The following is a 17,901-nucleotide window of genomic DNA, read 5'->3' as shown; positions in this document are numbered from 1 at the left end:
ACCTACGTGTTACTCACCCGTCCGCCGCTAAGCACCGAAGTGCTCCGCTCGACTTGCATGTATTAGGCACGCCGCCAGCGTTCGTCCTGAGCCAGGATCAAACTCTCCATAATAGTTGAACAATTGCTTGTCCGATATCTGAAAGCTTAATTGTACTCATTGACTTGCTAGCGAGATTAAAAATAATCTCTATTTTTTGAACGATTTCTCGTTCATGCTTACTCACTCGTTGTTCAGTTTTCAAAGATCAATATTCTTTCTCATTCCGTCCCACTCTCACGGCCGGAATTACAATATAGCATATTCAACCAATCAGATGCAAGCTTTATTTTTACATGATTCGATAAAGTTTTCAGCTCGTTTTGGCCGGAAAGACAATATACCACGGTGCTCAAAATAATGCAACTCTATTCCACATTTTTTAGGAATGTCCGTGATTTAGCATGTCTTCTACTAATTCCTGTTCGAAACGCTCCTTCAGAGCATCGTTGCTGGGAGCTATGGATAAGCTAATCTCTTTAAACTCTCGGACCATATTCTGAATGCCTTCCAAGTTACCGCTCTGGGCTAGATGATCTGTTTGCTCAATAACGTGATAAGCGATTGCTTGGTAAGCATCAATAAAGCTCTGCTCTACATTGGCTGCAACTCTATAGTCAGCATAATATCTTTTGAATGTCTCCATAAGTGTTTCGTTCATATTCATGCCACTCCTTTCAAGATAAAGAACAGTTTCCCACAAGGAAAGGAAGTTTATACGGCATAAAAGCACAACAGCTCCCTGCTGTAAGAAGCAAGGAGCTGTTATGAATATTCAACCTTTTTTATATCTCTCTAAAAACTCTTTTTTTTATTTTACATCAATAGTAGAAACAATTTGGTTTTGTCCTTTAAGCTCTACAAGACGACCTTGTGTAAATGAACCAACGTTACCTGTCAAAGTGACATTAGCCGCTACAGTATAATCTGTAGTTTGGTTCACACCATTGATATTTTGATTAATGGAAATTTTATTGATTTTACCTTGTGAATCCACTGTTGTTCCGTTTAATGTACCAATTACAGCGAAGTTTTGGTTAACTTGCGCCAATTTAGTAACCTCTACGAAAACAACTTGATTATTGAAAGAACGAACTTTCACTTCATCGCCTACTTGAAGCGCAGACGCAGCTACTTTCACACCGTTACGCAAAATGAAAGCATCTGGGTGAAGAACATAGTTAGTTGTAACTCCTGCTTTCGTTACTGGAAGTACATTGTTGTATACAACTGCGTTCACAGTACCAGTAGCGGAGTTTTGGTCATCAGGCATTTGCTCGCCTGTACGATCCAATAGAGCAGCCAATTGTGCACGAGTCACGTTTTGGTTCGGTCTGAATGTGTTGTCTTCAAAGCCATCAACAAGACCTTTTTCGATAGCTACGGCTACATATCCAACTGATCCAGCAGGGATTTGTTTAGCATCTTTAAAAGTAAGTTGCGTGTTCATTTTCGCTTTAGCTTCGGACTCTAGTTTCAGAGCTTTCACTAGTAGCGTTGTTGCCCATAGGCGATCTGCTTCTTTAGAAGGTTGAACGGAGTCATCGCTTTCTGTGAATAGATCGTTTTCAAGTGCTACGGCTACGTATCCTACTGCCCATGCAGGGATTTTGTCCGCATCTTTGAAGTTAAGTTTGGTAGCCATTTCTGTAGCAGATTCGGCTTGCTCACGCAATCCCATCAATCTCACCGCAGCTGTAATCGCTTCAATACGGGAAACGGATTTATCTGGTTTGAACGTACCATCTTCATATCCTTCAAATACACGTTTGGATGCCAAGCTAGCTATGTAACGCATTGCCCATTGAGCCCCTTTGAGATCGTCAAAGTTAATGCGAATTTGAATGTTGCCGCTAACGTTACCGTTGTTGTTTTTACCATTATTAAAAGAAGTGCTATAGCTATTATTATTGTTGTTATTGTTTCCTTTACCACGATCATCATGGTCATTCCCTTTGGCAAACGCTGCAGAAGCGCCTCCCATTACCATTGTTAATACAAGTCCTGTTGCTACAGCTTTCTTCATTAGGTTCTTTTTCATATCAAGTTCCCTCTCCCTTATTCATATGATTGGTATAAATAATGTGGAGCCTTCGCGAAGGGTTCCTGGTTATGCTACAAGGATTCGCCCTTGAGGAAATGTTTTGGGGGGTCGTACGGAGAATGATTTAAAATATCAAATTGTCGAGTCTATTAAATCCCCTATGAAACTGCTAAACTAAACGTTATAAAACACTACCGCAAAAGGAGCTCACGCATGCGTTTACGTAATCCCAGAGTTCAGCTCGTAATTGCTCTAGCCGTTATTCTAATTGCATTGTCAGTCTTTTCTTATAGCAAAATCGGGCTTAAACAAGCAAGTGTGGAACCTGCTGTTGTTACAGTGCCAACTAAGACGCATCAAGATCCTCCCCCAGCTAGTGAAGCCCCATCGACACCGGCGGTAGAAACCAAAAATACGTATCCAGCAGAGCAGTTTGACGTTGTTGTGATTGGCAGTGAGCTAGAAGGTCTCTATCTAGCAAGGGCAGCAGCGGACGAAGGCTTAAAGGTTAAAGTATTGGATCCTCACAAAGCTTTCGGAGGCCAAATCCTTCAGAGTCAAATGTTGTTCTTGGATGAAACGCGCGACGATCAAGGTCATTTGTTAGTGCAGGGTCGTGCTAAAGAATTATTCGACGGCTTCCGGAATGCCAAAATCCGCAAGCTTTCCGAATTTTCGACTTATATGGATATACTGGTCAAAAATATCCCTGTTGAATCCGGCGTTATTTTAAATGAAATTGAGCAAATCAATACACCAGACAGCATGCACAAAGTTGCTTCTATCGTTTACACGACAGACAAGAGTGAAAAGAAGAAGATTACGGCCAGCTACTGGGTCGAAAATAGTGATTACGCCGCACTCATCTCGCGACTAGATGCCAAGAGATTGCCAGGACTTGAGAAGTTCTATGGGCAAAAAGACATCGAGTACATGAGCGCCGGTATGATGATGAAGTTCAAGCATGTCGATTGGAAAAAGTTCAATACAGCTTTCAACGCGCTAAAACCTGAAGAGAAATCCAAACAATTTGGCGGCGGCTCTGTCAATGACAGCTACGCGATCGGGCTAAGCGGCATGACAAAAGCCTATCATCCTTCCAATGACCGTGTATTTCTAAGAGGCTTAAATGCTGTGAATCAAAGGGATGGCGAAGTATTAATTAACGCTCTCCTTGTATATACCGTTGACCCGTCCAAACCCGAATCCATTCAAGATGCTGTAACGCTGGGCAACAAAGAGACAGCATCCATTCTGGGCCATTTCCGTAAAACCTTACCGGGTTGGGAGCATGCCGAACTTGGGGAACTGCCGACTTACCCATACGTAAGGGAATATAATCACTACGAAATGGATTACGTTCTTAAGCCGTCTGACCTGCTTTCAGGCACCATGTTCTGGGATAATGTCAGCATTGGCGGCTATCCGCTTGATTTACAAGGCACGAGCGCCAACAAGTGGGGCATCGAAATGGGACGTCCCGACAAATACGGCATGCCGCTGCGCAGCTTTTTATTAAAAAATTACGACAATGTCATTGCCGCCGGGAAAAATGTTGGCTCCTCAGCGATCGCATACGGCAGCACAAGAATTCAACCGAATACGAGCCTGGCCGCTGAATCCATCGGAATCATATTGGGTCAATTGCATGGCAAACAAAAGCTCAGGGAGATCATGCCCGAAGAAATGGCGAAGTTACAGCAGTACTTAGCTGCTCATTATCAAATCAAGCTAACCGGGGTAACCGGCACCAACAAAATCAGCGGTTGGAACGAAGAAGAGATTAGAAAGCTGGATACCGGGGAAATTACTTATCCTAGCTACGTGCAAACTCGCAAAAAAACAACTGTGAAATAACCAAATCCGTACATTCGTTCTTTGAGCGAGTGTGCGGTTTTTTTTACGAAAATTTAATTTAAAAAGTAGTTGAAAAACCGAACTTTCAGCCATATAATAAGCATTATACTTAAGTTTACTTATAAACACTTAAGAGAAAGGAGCGAAAAACCTTTGTTTCAAGAAGAAAGACTCATATCCATCATCGATTACTTAAAATCAAATAAGCGCATTACAGTTGATCTGATATGTGAGCTGTATGATGTTTCACGAGATACCGCTAGACGCGACATGGTCAAACTTGAAGAACAGGGCCGTATTGTGCGAACACGCGGCGGTGCCATCCTCCCCACACTTTCCAAGGAAGTCGGCAATTATGAACAACGACTCCAAGCAGAGTCATCTTCCAAGCTAACCATCGGCAAAACAGCCGCCGGACTCATTCAAGATGGCGACTATATCATGATGGATGCCTCCACGACAGTTCTGCACGCAGCAACCGCGCTAACCTCCAAGCATAATGTTGTGGTGACAAGCTCTATAGAAATTGCTGCTATTTTAACCCGTAAAGACGAAACAACGATCCATATTCTAGGTGGTGTGTTAGATAGTAAACACCATAGCGTATACGGGGCGAAGGCCATCGAAATGTTAAATGACTACCATGTCGATAAGCTTCTGATCGGAACCTGCGGAATTACAGAGGAAGGGCTGTCAGCTCCTAATGAAGAGGATAGCTATTTAGTTCGTGCAATGATCCAACATGCCGATCAAGTCATCGTTTTAGCGGATCACTCTAAGTTCGGTAAGCGACTGTTCCATCGCGTGGTCGGTTTTGAAAGTATCGATATCCTGGTCACAGACCAAGCTTTAAGCTCCGAAATGAAAGAGAAATTACTGGCAAGTGACGTTGAAATCGTATTGGCAGAAGGAGATGACTTAGATGATTAAACTTATCATAAGTGATTTGGACGGTACTTTGCTCGATCACAGCAAGAAGGTTAGTCCAAGAGAACAGGCTGCGCTGAAAAAAGTGAAGGAAGCCGACATGCTGCTTTGCCTGGCGTCAGGAAGAATGAATGTGGAGATGCAGCAAGTTCTTGAAGAAATTGGTCATCGGGCCTACTCCGTATCGCAAAATGGCGCATTCATCCACTTGGAGGATGGTTCGTTCTTGAAATCTCAGCTTTTCGAGCCTGAATTAGCTTATCAAGTGTATCAATTGCTGAAAGATTATGACGTCGTGAAGATCGTTTGCTCAGGTGAAGCCAATTACATCACACATTTGACTCCCGCTTCCGATGAGGTTCAGTCACGGACATTCCGGCCTTTTATTATAAAAGAAGACATTGAGCAGTCGTTGAAAGCCGAACTACCTATTTGTAAAATTTCTACATTCGGGGATATTCATATTCTTCTAACGCTTAAGGCATTATTGGAAGAAAAGCTTGGCGATCAAGTTGAACTGTTCGTTTCCGACAAAGATTGCTTGGACATCATGCCACGGCAAGTGTCAAAAGGCAACTCCCTCTTGATCCTCATTGAACAATTAGGTCTAAAGCCCGAGGAAATTGCCTGTATCGGTGATTCCTTTAATGATGTATCTATGTTCGGGATTACGCCGCATAGTTTTGCAATGAAAGGCGCTCATCCGGAGGTCAAACAAAAGGCAAACTATCATGTTGAGTCTGTCGCTGAAGCCGTTGATCATGTATTTGCCTATAACGAAAAATATATCATCCAGCAAAAAGGAAGCACCATTTTATGAGAAGATTATTAATTATGGGGTGCCTGTCCTATCTGTTAACAGGCTGCACCCATGTCATTTTTGGTGCTGTATTACCCGAATTACTCACCCATTATGGACGCAGCTACAGCGATGGCGGAATGCTGGTGTTCCTTGAATTCGGCGGTTTCTTGCTTGGCGTGCTCAGCATGCCTGCGTTCAGCCGCCGCTTCAGCCGTCGAAGCACCATCACCATGGCTTTCGGATTGCTTTTTTTAGCCATGATTACGATTGTCATGCTGCCTCCTTGGTCTCTAGCCGTGAGCCTCACTTTCATAGCCGGTATGGCCTTCGGACTAGTAGAAGCGAGCATTTCAACCTTCGTTTTAATGGCTGCCAAAGACAAGCAAGCCTCGGCCTTCAGCACGCTCGAAGTTTTCTTCGGACTTGGCGCTTTGTTCATGCCGATTATTTCCAGTATTTTAATTGCCAATGGGTTATGGAAATATGGATTTATGCTGCTGGGACTAAGCGCGCTAGCAACAGGTCTCATCTGGTCGAAGCTTTCCTTAGGCGAGCATGACGAATTGTTGGCTCACAAAGCCGACAGGACGCAGCAAAATGTTAAGCCTCCAGCTCTGACGAGGAGTTCCTTAACCTTCCTTATTCTATTCATGCTTGTTTTCTTCATCTATGTTGGGATGGAAAATACGATCGTTAATTTCCTGCCTTCGATCTTTATCGATCAAATGCACACCTCAAGCTCAGTATCCTCTTTGGCGGTAACAGCGTATTGGATCGCCATGGTGGCCGGGCGTCTATTCGCCGGAATGCTTGCCGAGAAAATGACCTATTTCCGCTATTTGGCCGTCGCTTTTGGAGGCAGCTTGATAACTGTCTTTTTGTGGTTATTCAGCACGCAGTTATGGAGCAGCTTCGCTATCGTTCTGCTGCTTGGTCTCTTCATGTCAGGGATGTTCGCTGTGGCTCTTATTTATGCCAATCAATTACTCCCTGGGCGCACGGAGCAAACAACAAGCACGCTTATCGCAGCGGGCGGTTTGGGCGGATCTGTCCTTCCACTAGGAGTTGGGTGGGGGATGGATAAGTTTCAAGTTGGCTTGTCCATTTGGTTTGTGTTAGCTGGTATGTGTGTGGTTTTCGGAATTGTGATCTACTCCCGCAGGTGGAAGGTTCAGGCTTCGAGTTAACTGTGGCAAATTGATGGATCATTCCCGCAGAATTGGGTAACCGAGTGGGTAGTGGATTACTTATCTGTAACGCCGATTTCTCCTGCTATTTTCTGTAATTATGCTACTTTTGCTCAATTAACTGGATTTTCTACCGCTATTCTCGCCAAATCAAGCGAATTCCAGGTAACCACTGACGCTTTAGCTGGAGTTTCTACCGTTATTTTATTCCCTGACACTGAGCAGCGCGGATTAACGGTAGTTTTTCCAGTTATACGAGATAAAAAAATGAGCCTCTAGAATCGATTCTAGGGCTCATTTCCTATTTAGGAAGATATTTTGAACAATCTAATCCTTACTATTATCGCAGAGCCTTCAATTGAATGGTGACGGATTTCTCCTCGAACCGTACATCCTTCACACCTATAAGCAGCGGCAAGTGATCTTCGATGGAGAGCTCAATCGGAGCAAGCTGAACCCACTCCTTTGGGACTTGTATGCCTCTGACCCTTGTACTCTGATGCTGAATGACTACATTCGGCGGATCCCATGCCAGGGTGAAAAGCAACCTGGCACCGATAGGCACCTTGTCCTGCCATCTTACATTCACGTCAGCCACGAGGTTGCTTCCCTGCAAAGTAAGCTTAGCCCCTTCGATTCGAACGCCATTGGGGAGATCTTGATGGGTTGCTAGCTGCTTTTTTACCAGATTGTTCAAATCTTGCTCTGTTATTTGAACCTCGAGCTTTCGGTTCTTGACAATGTCCGCGATTTTACTGCCGATCGAGATTTCTTGGTAATTCAGGTCTAGATCCTCGGTAGGTTTGATGTGCCGGATGAACATCACCGTGGCGGCCGCAAGGAGAAGGATGACCACAATGAGAAAAATAAATGATTTTTTCAGCACGCTTCAACACCTCGCAGAAGACAGATTTGGCAAGCCGTATAGATGCACATGCAAATAACGGCTACTCTTTGTTCTGCTGCTTTTCCTTCAGCCAGCGAGGAGCGCCCTTGCTCTTGCGATCTCGCTCGCGCTGGGCTTTACTCACGGCCTTGCCCGCGGCGGCCGTGTGCTTCGGCGCTGCCGGCTTCGCCGGGCTCGCGCTAAATTCGCGCGCGTCCGTCGCCGACGCGCTAGTGCGCACCGCGCCCGCAGGCGCGGCAGCATCTTGCGAGCCGGCGGAGCCGCTGCGCACAGGTGCTGCGCCCCGCGGGCGTGCAGCTTCACGGCGGCTGCGCATGGTAGCCGCACTGCGATCCATGGCCGGATCGACGAGCCGGCCCTCGTACATCGCCTTCGGCGCGATCGTGATACCGAGCTGCTTCTCGAATTTTTCGAGAATGAACTGTTCCTTCGGTGTCACGATCGAAATGGTCGTGCCCTCGCGGCCCATCCGACCAGTCCTGCCTACGCGGTGGAGATAGTACTCCGCGTTAGTGGCAGGATCCAAGTGGAAGACGTGAGTCACACCTTCAATGTCCAGCCCTCTTGCAGCAACATCCGTTGCCAGCAGCAACTGAAATTTCCCATCCCGGAAATTCCCCATTACTTTGGCCCTATCCTGTTTGCTGGCTTCTCCATACAAAGCCTCAATTGATAATCCAACATACTGCAGCTTAGCCACTACTTGTGCGATATCATCTGTGACATTGATAAATACAATCGCAGACTTCGGTTTAATTAAGCGTACTAGTCTTCGAAGCGTGTCGACCTTTTCGCGCTCTTGGCAAAGCACATACATGTGCTCCAGCGTTTCCGCTGTGCGCTGGTTTGGATTAATTTTGATAACGACTGGCTCCTTCAACCATCTACCGGCCGCTTGTTCCGTGCTTTGCGGAATTGTCGCAGATACGAACACTTTTTGACTGGACTTGAGCATTCCTTTTAGAACAGACTCCACATCTTGCATAGAACCAAGTTCAAAGACTTGATCCACTTCATCGACTATGCCGATTTTGACATGGTGCAAGGTCAGTTTCTTTATTTTCATAAGCTCAAGCAAACGCCCTGGTGTTCCCACAACGATATGAGGGTGCAGCCGAAGCTTCTCGACTTGTCTCACCACAGCCGCTCCGCCAATCAAAGATTGCGAACGAATAGGACCGTCAGCCGTTAATTTTTCAATTTCCTGCATGATTTGCATACCCAGCTCCCTGGTAGGAACAACAACTAGAACCTGCAGCTGTTTCTGCGTTGGATCAATTTGTTCTAATGCGGGCAGCAAATACGCTAACGTTTTGCCCGTGCCTGTCTGGGACTGAATGATTGCATCGCTGCCTTGTTTCAAAACTGGAATTGCTTCTGCCTGAATCGGTGTTGGTTCGCCAATACCCAATTCCCTTAATTTATCTAAATATGTTTGTGCGATTTGCAGCTGTTCAAAGCTTGTACTCAATGGACGTAAACCCCTTTTCTCATTCAACCTAATGACCTTATTATATGCCACGCTGAATATCGATACAAATCGGAACTTTGAAAAAAGCTGCCAATCGACGGCTCTATCATCCTCCGTATAAGCAGAAATAAGAGCCCGCATGGACTCTTCTTATTTCCCCGTTCCCCATTCTTCTAGCAGTTTCTGCTTGATGACATCTCTTGCACGGAACAAACGCTGCCGCACAACACCCTCCGTAACCCCTAGTTCGATCGCCATATCCTTGTAAGACAAATTATGTATCCATTTCATTGCAATAATTTGGCGGTAGGAAGGGGTTAGTTGATTAATATAAGATATGATGGCTTCCTGCATGAGCTTCAGCTCGACCTCTTGATCCAGGGAACCCAAATAATCCGAGGTAGGCGCCGTTTCCTTGATGCACAGCATAAGCTCCGTTTCAAGCTCATCTCGGTTACGTTTGTGCTTGCGAAGGTGATTCAGCGTTACATTCCGGGTCAGCTTTTTGACCCAGCTTTCGTATTTATCAATATCCTGAAGCAGCGGCGCTTTCCGTACAGCCCTAAGAAAAGACTCTTGAATAATATCCTCCACGGCCGCATGATCCCTAAGTATAAAATAAATCATCGGATAGACGAGGAGATAAAACTCATGATATATCTGTTCCTGCACACTTTTCTCTAACGTGTAAAAATCACTGCTAAATAACAGTTTGAGAGACTTCGAAATAAACGCCCCCTAGCCAACCAGGTAAAAACAACTCTGTTTCTTACCCTTATTTTAGGGCAAAGCTAGGGAGTAAACAACAATAAAAACAAAGTAATATGGTAATAAAACCCACTTAGTGCTTAAGTTGGTTTTTTTCGCGCAGCCAGGCAAAAACGTCATCAAGTGCCTTCTCATCTTCTTTACGGGGAAAACGGTGGTCTAATCCTGTGAACAGTGCCATCGTGTACGATTTACCAGCTTGTTCCAAGGCGGCAGCCAGTTTCTTGGCGTGACTGATATCCACTTGCGAATCGAGAGTGCCATGGATAATATAAATCGGTGTGTCGATTTCATGAGCCCAACACGCCGGAGATCGCTCCACGTAGGCTTCAACTTGTTTCTTCGGGTGCCCGACGACACGTTTTAACATCCGCCGCAGGTCAACACGCTGCTCATAGGTGTCCAGCATGTCGCTCACACCTCCCCATACAACAACAGGGCCTACCCCGCTGCACTCTCTTGCCGCGCGCATCACCATAACGGCTCCGCGTGAAAACCCGATTAAGGATACAGGTCCGGGCTGAACCTCCTCTAAAGACTGAACCAGAGGGATCGCGTGAAATAGATCATACCTGTCTTCCCCGGCAAAATCCTCGCGCCCTTCACCGCCTTCATTGCCTCTATAATAAGGAGCAAAGACGACATATCCACGCTTTGCCATTGATATGATTCGTCGTTTCCTAACCATTCCTACACGCTTAATCCCACCCCGACAGTAAATCACGGCAGGCCGAGGGCTTGTCCCTTCCGGAACGGCTAGCAGCCCTTTCACCTTCAACCCCTGACTTACATAGGTAAGAATAAATAAAGAAATATGCTTAACAAAGCAGCGAATTTGCTCTCTTCCTATTAATTGACCATCTTGCAATTGTGCTACGGACATGGGTCCCCCTATTTTGACAGCTGTCAGATCATCAGATAAACTAGAAGTGTCTTACTATTTTCCATCCGAAGGGATGAAACTATGAATACAGATTTTGAGAATGAATTCAACGCTCTTGTGTTAAAAACCGCAGAACTCATTACGGGAGATACATCGCCTGAAATGCTTGAGAAAATTAAAGTATGGGCATTTTTTAATCATGTTCATAAATCGCTCCCGGCACTTACTTCTCATTGGAATCAAACGCATCCCGAAAGCAAAGCGGAAGTGCGTCGTATTTTCGAAGAGATCCGTGATCTAAACCAAGCTCTGCAAACCAAAAAAACGGAGCCCGAGTAACTTCGCTCACACGACGAAAAAAGCGGATCCCCAGTCCATAGACCGGGACCCGCTTTATTTTTTATTTAATATCCCCGATGCCAGCCGGTCAAACAGTCTTGGAAATAAGTGAAATAGCTTAATTCCAACACCAGCTACAAAAGGAAGATTCTTCTCCGGTATTTTTTTCTCTATGGCATGGATCAGCTCTTTCACAACTTTCTCCGGTTTAAGCATAAACCAAGCTACATTCTTAACATAGTTCCCGCTTGGATCTGCTTTATCGAAGAATGGCGTGGAGATTGGCCCCGGATTAATCGCCGTGACAGAAATCCCCGTTCGCATTAGCTCCTGACGCAAGCTGTTCGTGAAACCAAGCACGGCATGCTTCGTTGCCGAATAGCCCGTAGATTTGGCTGAACCGATTTTCCCCGCCATGGATGCAATGTTCACGATATGACCGCTTCCCGCCTTCAACATATGAGGCAATACGGCTTGCGTACAGCGGACAACCCCCATGTAGTTCACGTTCATCATATCTTCAAAATGTTCCAGCGGCGCATCTGTAAACGACTCAAATATCCCATAACCAGCGTTGTTGATTAAAATATCGATACGACCGAACTTCGCTATAATCTGGCTAACCACGTCATATACTTGCTGCGTGTTCGTAACGTCAAGCGCGTAAACCGCATGCTGGCCTTGAATGCCTGCAGCAATCGACTCGAGCTTGTCTGTGCTGCGGGCTGTTAAAATGGGAATCGCCCCCAACGCCGCAAATTGTTGTGCCATGACAGCGCCAATGCCGCTTGACGCTCCAGTGATCATGACGATTTTGTTCGAAATGTTCAACGTCATTTCTCCCCATTCCACTAAATTACAAAAAAGAGAACCGCTAATCGCAGTACTCCATTCTTTTAAGCTTATGTATACAACATTATAATCCAATATTCATATTACGTAATTAACACTTGAATGTCCAGTTCCCCAATGCTATCCATAATCAAAGGAATGGTTAGCGCCTTCTTCGGGATAAAACCAGCAGCCGTAGCTGATTGAACCAGCTTCGGAGGTGTGATATCAACCCTAACGCCCTGATTAAAGAGCATGGTACTTGCATTCCCGCTAATCATGTTGCCTAACTCCGATATAGCGCTCTTGCCCATTTCGTCCATTTCCGTAATTACAAACCCGCCCATCATCGCGGAAACCATCTTCAAAGCGACGTCCTCAGCCAAGCCGAATACAATATCGCCTTCCATTTGTCCGGTCATCCCGATTTGGATCCAAATATACTTTTCCACAAATTTGACGTCTTTGACGCCGAGCTGCCCCGTAGTTGGGCGAATGTTAGCAACCTGCTCGATGACAATTCTAGCCGACTCCAAAAAAGGATTAATGTACTCAGCCTTCATAGCTCCGCTCCGATCTCATTTGTGAATAAGTTCCACGAAAAACGACCTTTTTCAACATTATACCTAAAATACTAGGACAAGTATACTGTATTTTTTCATAAAATAGTTCCTTATACTCACATACAGAGACTCTTCCTGCCTTCATACTAAAATTGTCGAATCTGGATTAATTGATCTTTCACAGCAGGAAATACAGCAGGTAATCTGGAAGAATATATAAATACGTGTCGAATCCTGATATGCTTGCAGGGTGTTCGTCCTTTTAAAGGAGAGCTGAAAGGCAACCATGATAAAACAGAAAACGACAATAAAACCATGCACGTTATATCAACTTACGCTTGTCTATTATAGTATCGCTCTGCTGCTCATCGGTGCGGACTTCTTTATTGTTCATCAGCTTCCGTATGTCATCGAGCACCGTTTCATTGGGCTAGCAATCGATATTGTCGTTGTTGGCACGATGCTCGGATTGGCTTGGCACGGGCTCAGAAAAGTCAAAAAAGGGGAAACAGCCATTCTGGAAACCGCAGAGCGGTATCAATCCCTATACGACAACCATCCGGACTCGATTATTTCTTTTAGTCTAGATGGTGAAGTGCTGTCAGCCAACCACGGGCTTGAAAGCCTCTTGGGTCTTGGGCGCGAGAACTCCACGACTTCATTTATCCCAATGATCAGTCCGCCCGATTTGCTTATAGCTTTGCATCATTTCCAAGTGGCGTCAGCCGGGATGCCCCAAAATTTTGAGGCTGCTTTTATTCATCAAAGCGGAATTCCGATCCCTTCTAATGTGACGTTCGTCCCGACGAAAGTCGATGGTCAAGTTGTGGGGATTTACGCAATTCTTAAGGACCTTACAGAAGTTAAAGAACAGAAGAAAGTCATCGACAAACTCTATAAGCAAAATCAGCTCATTCTCAACTCCGTCTCAGAAGGCATATATGGGATTGATATGAGCGGCCGTACGATCTTCTGGAATCAAGCTGCTGAAACAATCACTGGCTGGAAAGTGGATGAAATGCTCGGCAGGCAAATACATAATCTAATTCGGCCTGAGAAGAGCGATGGCACTCCTTTTTCACGCGAAGAAAGTCCCATTCTGAACACAATTCTGAATCGGGATGCCCCCATTATGAAAGAGGACTTGTTCTGGAGAAAGGATGGCACGGCTTTCCCAGTCGAGTTCATGTCGAGCCCCATCCTAGAGGAGAAAGGGCACATCCTAGGTACGGTTATTACATTTAAAGATATTACCGCATTAAAAAAGACCCAGGAGCTACTTATCAAGTCGGATAAACTTTCCGCTGTAGGTCAACTAGCCGCTGGAGTCGCGCACGAAATCCGCAATCCATTGACGGCCTTGAAGGGATTCCTTCAATTACTGAAAACGAAAAGTGTCAAAGAGCAATATTACATAGAAATTATGCAAAAAGAGCTGCAGCGCATTGAGTTTATCGTAAATGAGTTCCTGTTCGTATCAAAGCCTCAAGCAACCAATTTTGATACCCGGACCGTTGACTCTATTGTGATGAGCACGATCGAGCTTCTTCAGCCTCAAGCGATATTGGATAACATTCAAATCGAAGCCGATATTGAGCCTGATCTGCCCCCTGTCAATTGTGACGAACGGCAAATTAAGCAGGTCTTCATTAATATTTTGAAAAATGCGTTGGAGTCCATGGAAGAAGGCGGGTTAATGCGTATTGAAGCCGCAGCCGACCCTAACAAGAAAAACATCACCATCCGTTTCATTGATCAAGGGTGCGGCATTGCACCAGAACGGCTGCCCAAGCTGGGAGAACCTTTCTACAGTACCAAGGAAAAAGGTACCGGACTTGGCCTCATGGTATGTTATCGTATTATTGAGGCGCATGGAGGCATGATGGAAATTCAAAGCAAACTGGAAGAAGGAACGACTGTTGAAATTACACTTCCTTCCACACAAGTAAAAATCGCCGAGGGAGTGTCTGCAACATGAATGGTTTTCTCATAGATTTGGATGGTACGCTATATCGGGGACATGAACCGATTCCACACGCAGCCACTTTCATTCAGTGGCTGCAGCAGCACCATTTGCCCTATTTATTGGTGACGAACAATTCGTCCCGTACACCAGAGCAAGTTGCCGAGCATCTGCTAGCGTTCGGCATTGAAGTGCCGGCGGCGGCGGTCTATACCTCCTCGCAGGCCGCCGCCAAGTACTTGACCGAGCAGCGCGTGGGTAACCGCGTGCATATGGTCGGCGAAGCCGGACTGCGGATCGCCATTGAGGCATCCGGCTTCGCTATCGAGGGGACGACGCCTCCGGATTACGTCGTCCAAGGCATTGACCGCAGCTTCACCTATGCGAAGCTGACCGAAGCGGTCCGCCACCTGAAGGCTGGCGCGACCTATGTATTAACCAATCCCGACCGCATGCTGCCGTCGGATGGAGGGCTTATGCCAGGGGCAGGCTCCCTGGCCGCTTCGATCACCGCCGCCTCCGGCGTGGAGCCGGTGGTGATCGGGAAGCCTTCGCCGATCATCATGGCTTACGCCATAGAGCGGCTCGGTCTGCCTGCCGCCGATGTCTGGGTCATCGGCGATAATGTGCATACCGACATCCGCGGAGGCGTGGTGTCGGGGTGTCGCACGGCGCTCGTGCTGACCGGCGTCGCAACGGCGGATAATGTGCACGAGCAGATGGCGTCGGCAGGCGTGACGCCGGACCTCGTCTGCGATGATTTGGCACATTTCATCGCGCAGTTTACTGAAACTTGGCGGGTTGTAAGCCTCTAACCGTACAAATTTCAATAACCCTAGCGGGAATACCGCTAGGGTTTTACTTATGGGAACTACAGGCCTCTATTTGCAGGATAACCAGCTATTTCCTCTAGGAGCGGAACTACAGGGCTTTATGCGGCCTCCATAACCCGATTTTCAGGTTATTCCTGCAAAATAACGGACTATAGTTCCCCTTACGGGTGGAATATGTGCCTTTTCTGCGAAATAGCGTACCATAGTTCCCTTTGCAACCGTGCAGGAATACTGGAAACAAAAAAACCTCCAACTCACACTGCGTGTGGAATTGGAGGTTTTTTCGGCCTTCGCTGTTGCTTCAGATTTACAGATTCTACCGCACACAATCAATCCAAATGCTCCCAGTCCACCTCTGGCGGGGAGCCTTTCTCCTGCAAGCGGCCTTCTCGGGCATCCTTTTGCAGCTGCTCCAGCCATTTTAACTCGCTGAATGAACGTTTATAGGTGCCAACCAACATCTGCAAGACAACACGGGGAACCGTGTTTTGATGCTCTTCATACAGACTTTTCATTTTGTTCATAAGCATTTTCTGAGCCATAATCTTATTTTCAAGAGTATCGGCAATCTTTGCTTGGTCGCCATGCACGGAAAATGGCAGAGCGACGTAGAGCGGGTGATAGTGCTTGATCTCTTCATGAAACTGCTCAATCAGCAGCTCTTGAAATTTAAGCTTCCCAGCCTCTGTAATTTGAAAGACGGTTTTCTCCGGACGATTCGTATCGCGCACGACTTCAAGTGCTTCCACATGACCGTCTTTGCGCAGTTGATCCATGGCATAATAAAGTGAGCCGTCCTGCAGCTTCATATAATTATGCATGCCTCTTTCTTTCATCGTTTGCCGAATCTCATACGTATGCCGATTGGCTTCCATCAACAGTCCGAGTATGACGAGCTTCATCGACATAGCGGTCTCCTCCTAGTGTCCTACAGGTGCACTCCCTTTGACAGGAGCTTTCCCTACTTCCAGCTTCGCATTCCCCATAAGTAAGATAAACGCGAGTCCAATTACAGCTAAAACAATCGTTGTTTGAAAAACAACAGCAATCGAATCAGCAAGTGCGGTCAGCAGCTTATGCAGCACATCCTTAGGAATACTCGCACGAAACTCTGGCTGCAGCAAGATGCGCGCATCATGAAACTTTTCAGCCATCGCTGGATCTTGTAGGGATTCTGTAATGTTATCTCTAAGTGAGTTTACCTGAATACTACCGAATACTGCAACTCCAATGGCGGAGCCCACGGAACGGAAGAAGCCAACAAGCGAAGTCACTGTGCCTCTGCGTCGGAAGTCTATTTTATGCAAAGCGGACATTGATGTAATTGGGAAGCAAGCTCCGATGCCGAGTCCCATTAGAATCATAAAAGTCGTGATCACATAGCGCTTGGAATCGATAGAAATGCCACCCAAGAGCGATGTAGCCACAATCAATAGCGCTGCGGAAACCAACATGACATTGCGGTAAGAGAATTTCCCTATGAACCGTCCGCCTAGCGCTGAGCTGACAACGACACCTAACATCATCGGCGTGAGCGTAGAGCCCGCGCTTGTAGCAGAGCCTTCAAATACACCTTGAATAAACAAAGGAATATACGTACCCGCTGAAATCAGAACAGCCCCATAAGCGAAGCTGACACCCATACTTGCGGTAAATAGGCGATTCTTGAACAAATCGAGCGGAATGATCGGTTCAGCTGCAAACTTTTCAATCGTTAGGAAGACTGCTAAGAGCACAGCAAATCCAGCGAAAAGACTAATAATTTGCCAGGAAGCCCACGCATATTCTTTACCGCCTAGCTCAAGCGCAAACATCAGGGACACAATCGCTGCTGTCAGTAAAATTGTACCGCTCCAGTCGATTTTGGCCTTACTGTGCTCAACAGACTCATGGTAGGAAAAAATAATGAGTAATAACGCCACAATTCCGAGCGGTAGATTAATAAAGAAAATCCATTCCCACGTTACATGGTCCGTGAAGTAAGCACCAATAATCGGACCGAGCACGCTCGATAAACCGAAGACGGCTCCGAAAAGCCCTTGCATTTTACCCCGTTTCTCCGGTGGGAAAATGTCAAAAATAATAGCAAATGTAATGGGCATCAGGGCACCGCCCCCAATACCTTGGATCGCGCGATACACGATCAGCTCAGTCATCGATGTGGCTGTACCGCATAGCGCAGATCCAATCATGAATACGATGATCCCTATGATGAAAAATAACTTACGGCCGTACATATCCGAGAGCTTTCCGAAAATGGGCATGGCAGCCACGTTCGCAATCAAATAGGCTGAGAAAACCCAGACGAACTGGTTGAACCCCCCTAGTTTGGACACAATGGTTGGCATTGCTGTAGAAACGATCGTCTGATCCAGCGAAGCCAGCAAAAGTCCTAACATCAACCCGACGACTGTCCAGGTGGGGTTAGACTTACGTGTTAACGACATGAAATGAATCTCCTTTATCATTCAATTTAATATATACTAA

Annotated in this window: 18 protein-coding genes and 1 rRNA gene; 8 read left to right on the top strand and 11 right to left on the bottom strand. The window is 46.1% G+C overall.

The window, feature by feature from the left end:
- The 3 genes from AC58UW_RS30455 to AC58UW_RS30445 form a co-directional block, all read right to left on the bottom strand.
- Window positions 1-113: ribosomal RNA gene (locus tag AC58UW_RS30455) — 16S ribosomal RNA — on the bottom strand; the annotation flags it as partial.
- A 308-nt stretch (window positions 114-421) separates the two neighbouring features.
- Complete coding sequence (locus tag AC58UW_RS30450; protein ID WP_497424319.1) at window positions 422-700, bottom strand: hypothetical protein; 279 nt, start codon at window positions 698-700, stop codon at window positions 422-424.
- A gap of 150 nt (window positions 701-850) precedes the next feature.
- Window positions 851-2,080 (bottom strand): S-layer homology domain-containing protein, encoded by a 1,230-nt coding sequence (locus AC58UW_RS30445; RefSeq protein WP_497424318.1) that lies wholly within the window; start codon window positions 2,078-2,080, stop codon window positions 851-853.
- A gap of 216 nt (window positions 2,081-2,296) precedes the next feature.
- On the opposite strand from AC58UW_RS30445, the gene AC58UW_RS30440 reads away from it, so the two are divergent.
- The 5 genes from AC58UW_RS30440 (at window position 2,297) to AC58UW_RS30420 (ending at window position 7,135) form a co-directional block, all read left to right on the top strand.
- Window positions 2,297-3,940 (top strand): FAD-dependent oxidoreductase, encoded by a 1,644-nt coding sequence (locus AC58UW_RS30440; protein WP_497424317.1) that lies wholly within the window; start codon window positions 2,297-2,299, stop codon window positions 3,938-3,940.
- Window positions 3,941-4,093: 153 nt separating this feature from the next.
- Window positions 4,094-4,870, top strand: a complete 777-nt coding sequence (locus AC58UW_RS30435; protein ID WP_497424316.1) for a DeoR/GlpR family DNA-binding transcription regulator — start codon at window positions 4,094-4,096, stop codon at window positions 4,868-4,870.
- On the top strand, window positions 4,863-5,687 hold the full coding sequence (locus AC58UW_RS30430; RefSeq protein ID WP_497424315.1) for an HAD family hydrolase: 825 nt from the start codon (window positions 4,863-4,865) through the stop codon (window positions 5,685-5,687). Before AC58UW_RS30435 ends, AC58UW_RS30430 begins: the two co-directional genes overlap by 8 nt.
- On the top strand, window positions 5,684-6,856 hold the full coding sequence (locus tag AC58UW_RS30425; protein WP_497424314.1) for an MFS transporter: 1,173 nt from the start codon (window positions 5,684-5,686) through the stop codon (window positions 6,854-6,856). Before AC58UW_RS30430 ends, AC58UW_RS30425 begins: the two co-directional genes overlap by 4 nt.
- A 51-nt stretch (window positions 6,857-6,907) precedes the next feature.
- Entirely contained in the window at window positions 6,908-7,135 is a 228-nt protein-coding gene (locus AC58UW_RS30420) for a hypothetical protein (protein ID WP_497424313.1), read from the top strand.
- 61 nt (window positions 7,136-7,196) lie between these two features.
- On the opposite strand, the gene AC58UW_RS30415 is transcribed toward AC58UW_RS30420, so the two are convergent.
- The 4 genes from AC58UW_RS30415 to AC58UW_RS30400 all read right to left on the bottom strand — a co-directional run bounded on the left by AC58UW_RS30415 (window position 7,197) and on the right by AC58UW_RS30400 (window position 10,885).
- The gene (locus AC58UW_RS30415; RefSeq protein WP_497424312.1) at window positions 7,197-7,742 is read right to left on the bottom strand and encodes a hypothetical protein; all 546 of its coding nucleotides are present in this window, start codon (window positions 7,740-7,742) and stop codon (window positions 7,197-7,199) included.
- A gap of 61 nt (window positions 7,743-7,803) precedes the next feature.
- Window positions 7,804-9,234, bottom strand: coding sequence for a DEAD/DEAH box helicase (locus tag AC58UW_RS30410; RefSeq protein ID WP_497424311.1), 1,431 nt, complete (start codon window positions 9,232-9,234; stop codon window positions 7,804-7,806).
- Window positions 9,235-9,384: 150 nt separating this feature from the next.
- Window positions 9,385-9,906 carry an RNA polymerase sigma factor gene (locus AC58UW_RS30405; protein WP_497424310.1) on the bottom strand — a complete coding sequence of 174 codons (522 nt, stop codon included), beginning with the start codon at window positions 9,904-9,906 and terminating at the stop codon, window positions 9,385-9,387.
- A 169-nt stretch (window positions 9,907-10,075) separates the two neighbouring features.
- Window positions 10,076-10,885 (bottom strand): alpha/beta hydrolase family protein, encoded by an 810-nt coding sequence (locus AC58UW_RS30400; RefSeq protein ID WP_497424309.1) that lies wholly within the window; start codon window positions 10,883-10,885, stop codon window positions 10,076-10,078.
- Window positions 10,886-10,966: 81 nt separating this feature from the next.
- On the opposite strand from AC58UW_RS30400, the gene AC58UW_RS30395 reads away from it, so the two are divergent.
- Window positions 10,967-11,224, top strand: coding sequence for a DUF2573 family protein (locus AC58UW_RS30395; protein ID WP_497424308.1), 258 nt, complete (start codon window positions 10,967-10,969; stop codon window positions 11,222-11,224).
- A gap of 54 nt (window positions 11,225-11,278) precedes the next feature.
- Here the strand turns inward: AC58UW_RS30395 and AC58UW_RS30390 are convergent, their stop codons facing one another.
- Window positions 11,279-12,061, bottom strand: a complete 783-nt coding sequence (locus tag AC58UW_RS30390; protein ID WP_497424307.1) for an SDR family NAD(P)-dependent oxidoreductase — start codon at window positions 12,059-12,061, stop codon at window positions 11,279-11,281.
- 98 nt (window positions 12,062-12,159) lie between these two features.
- Window positions 12,160-12,618, bottom strand: coding sequence for a chemotaxis protein CheX (locus tag AC58UW_RS30385; protein ID WP_497424306.1), 459 nt, complete (start codon window positions 12,616-12,618; stop codon window positions 12,160-12,162).
- Between the two features lie 286 nt (window positions 12,619-12,904).
- On the opposite strand from AC58UW_RS30385, the gene AC58UW_RS30380 reads away from it, so the two are divergent.
- On the top strand, window positions 12,905-14,596 hold the full coding sequence (locus AC58UW_RS30380) for a PAS domain-containing sensor histidine kinase (RefSeq protein WP_497424305.1): 1,692 nt from the start codon (window positions 12,905-12,907) through the stop codon (window positions 14,594-14,596).
- Window positions 14,593-15,396, top strand: a complete 804-nt coding sequence (locus AC58UW_RS30375) for a TIGR01457 family HAD-type hydrolase (RefSeq protein WP_497424304.1) — start codon at window positions 14,593-14,595, stop codon at window positions 15,394-15,396. Before AC58UW_RS30380 ends, AC58UW_RS30375 begins: the two co-directional genes overlap by 4 nt.
- Window positions 15,397-15,743: 347 nt before the next feature.
- On the opposite strand, the gene AC58UW_RS30370 is transcribed toward AC58UW_RS30375, so the two are convergent.
- Together AC58UW_RS30370 and AC58UW_RS30365 are read right to left on the bottom strand one after the other, a co-directional pair.
- Window positions 15,744-16,322: a PadR family transcriptional regulator gene (locus AC58UW_RS30370; RefSeq protein WP_497424303.1), complete on the bottom strand. Its 579-nt coding sequence runs from the start codon at window positions 16,320-16,322 to the stop codon at window positions 15,744-15,746.
- 12 nt (window positions 16,323-16,334) lie between these two features.
- Window positions 16,335-17,861, bottom strand: a complete 1,527-nt coding sequence (locus AC58UW_RS30365) for an MDR family MFS transporter (protein ID WP_497424302.1) — start codon at window positions 17,859-17,861, stop codon at window positions 16,335-16,337.
- Window positions 17,862-17,901: the final 40 nt, after the last annotated feature.

It is taken from the genome of Paenibacillus sp. J22R160 (assembly GCF_059692135.1).
The sequence above is the reverse complement of the archived record's forward strand: the minus strand, read 5'-3'. Positions and strand labels throughout refer to the sequence as shown.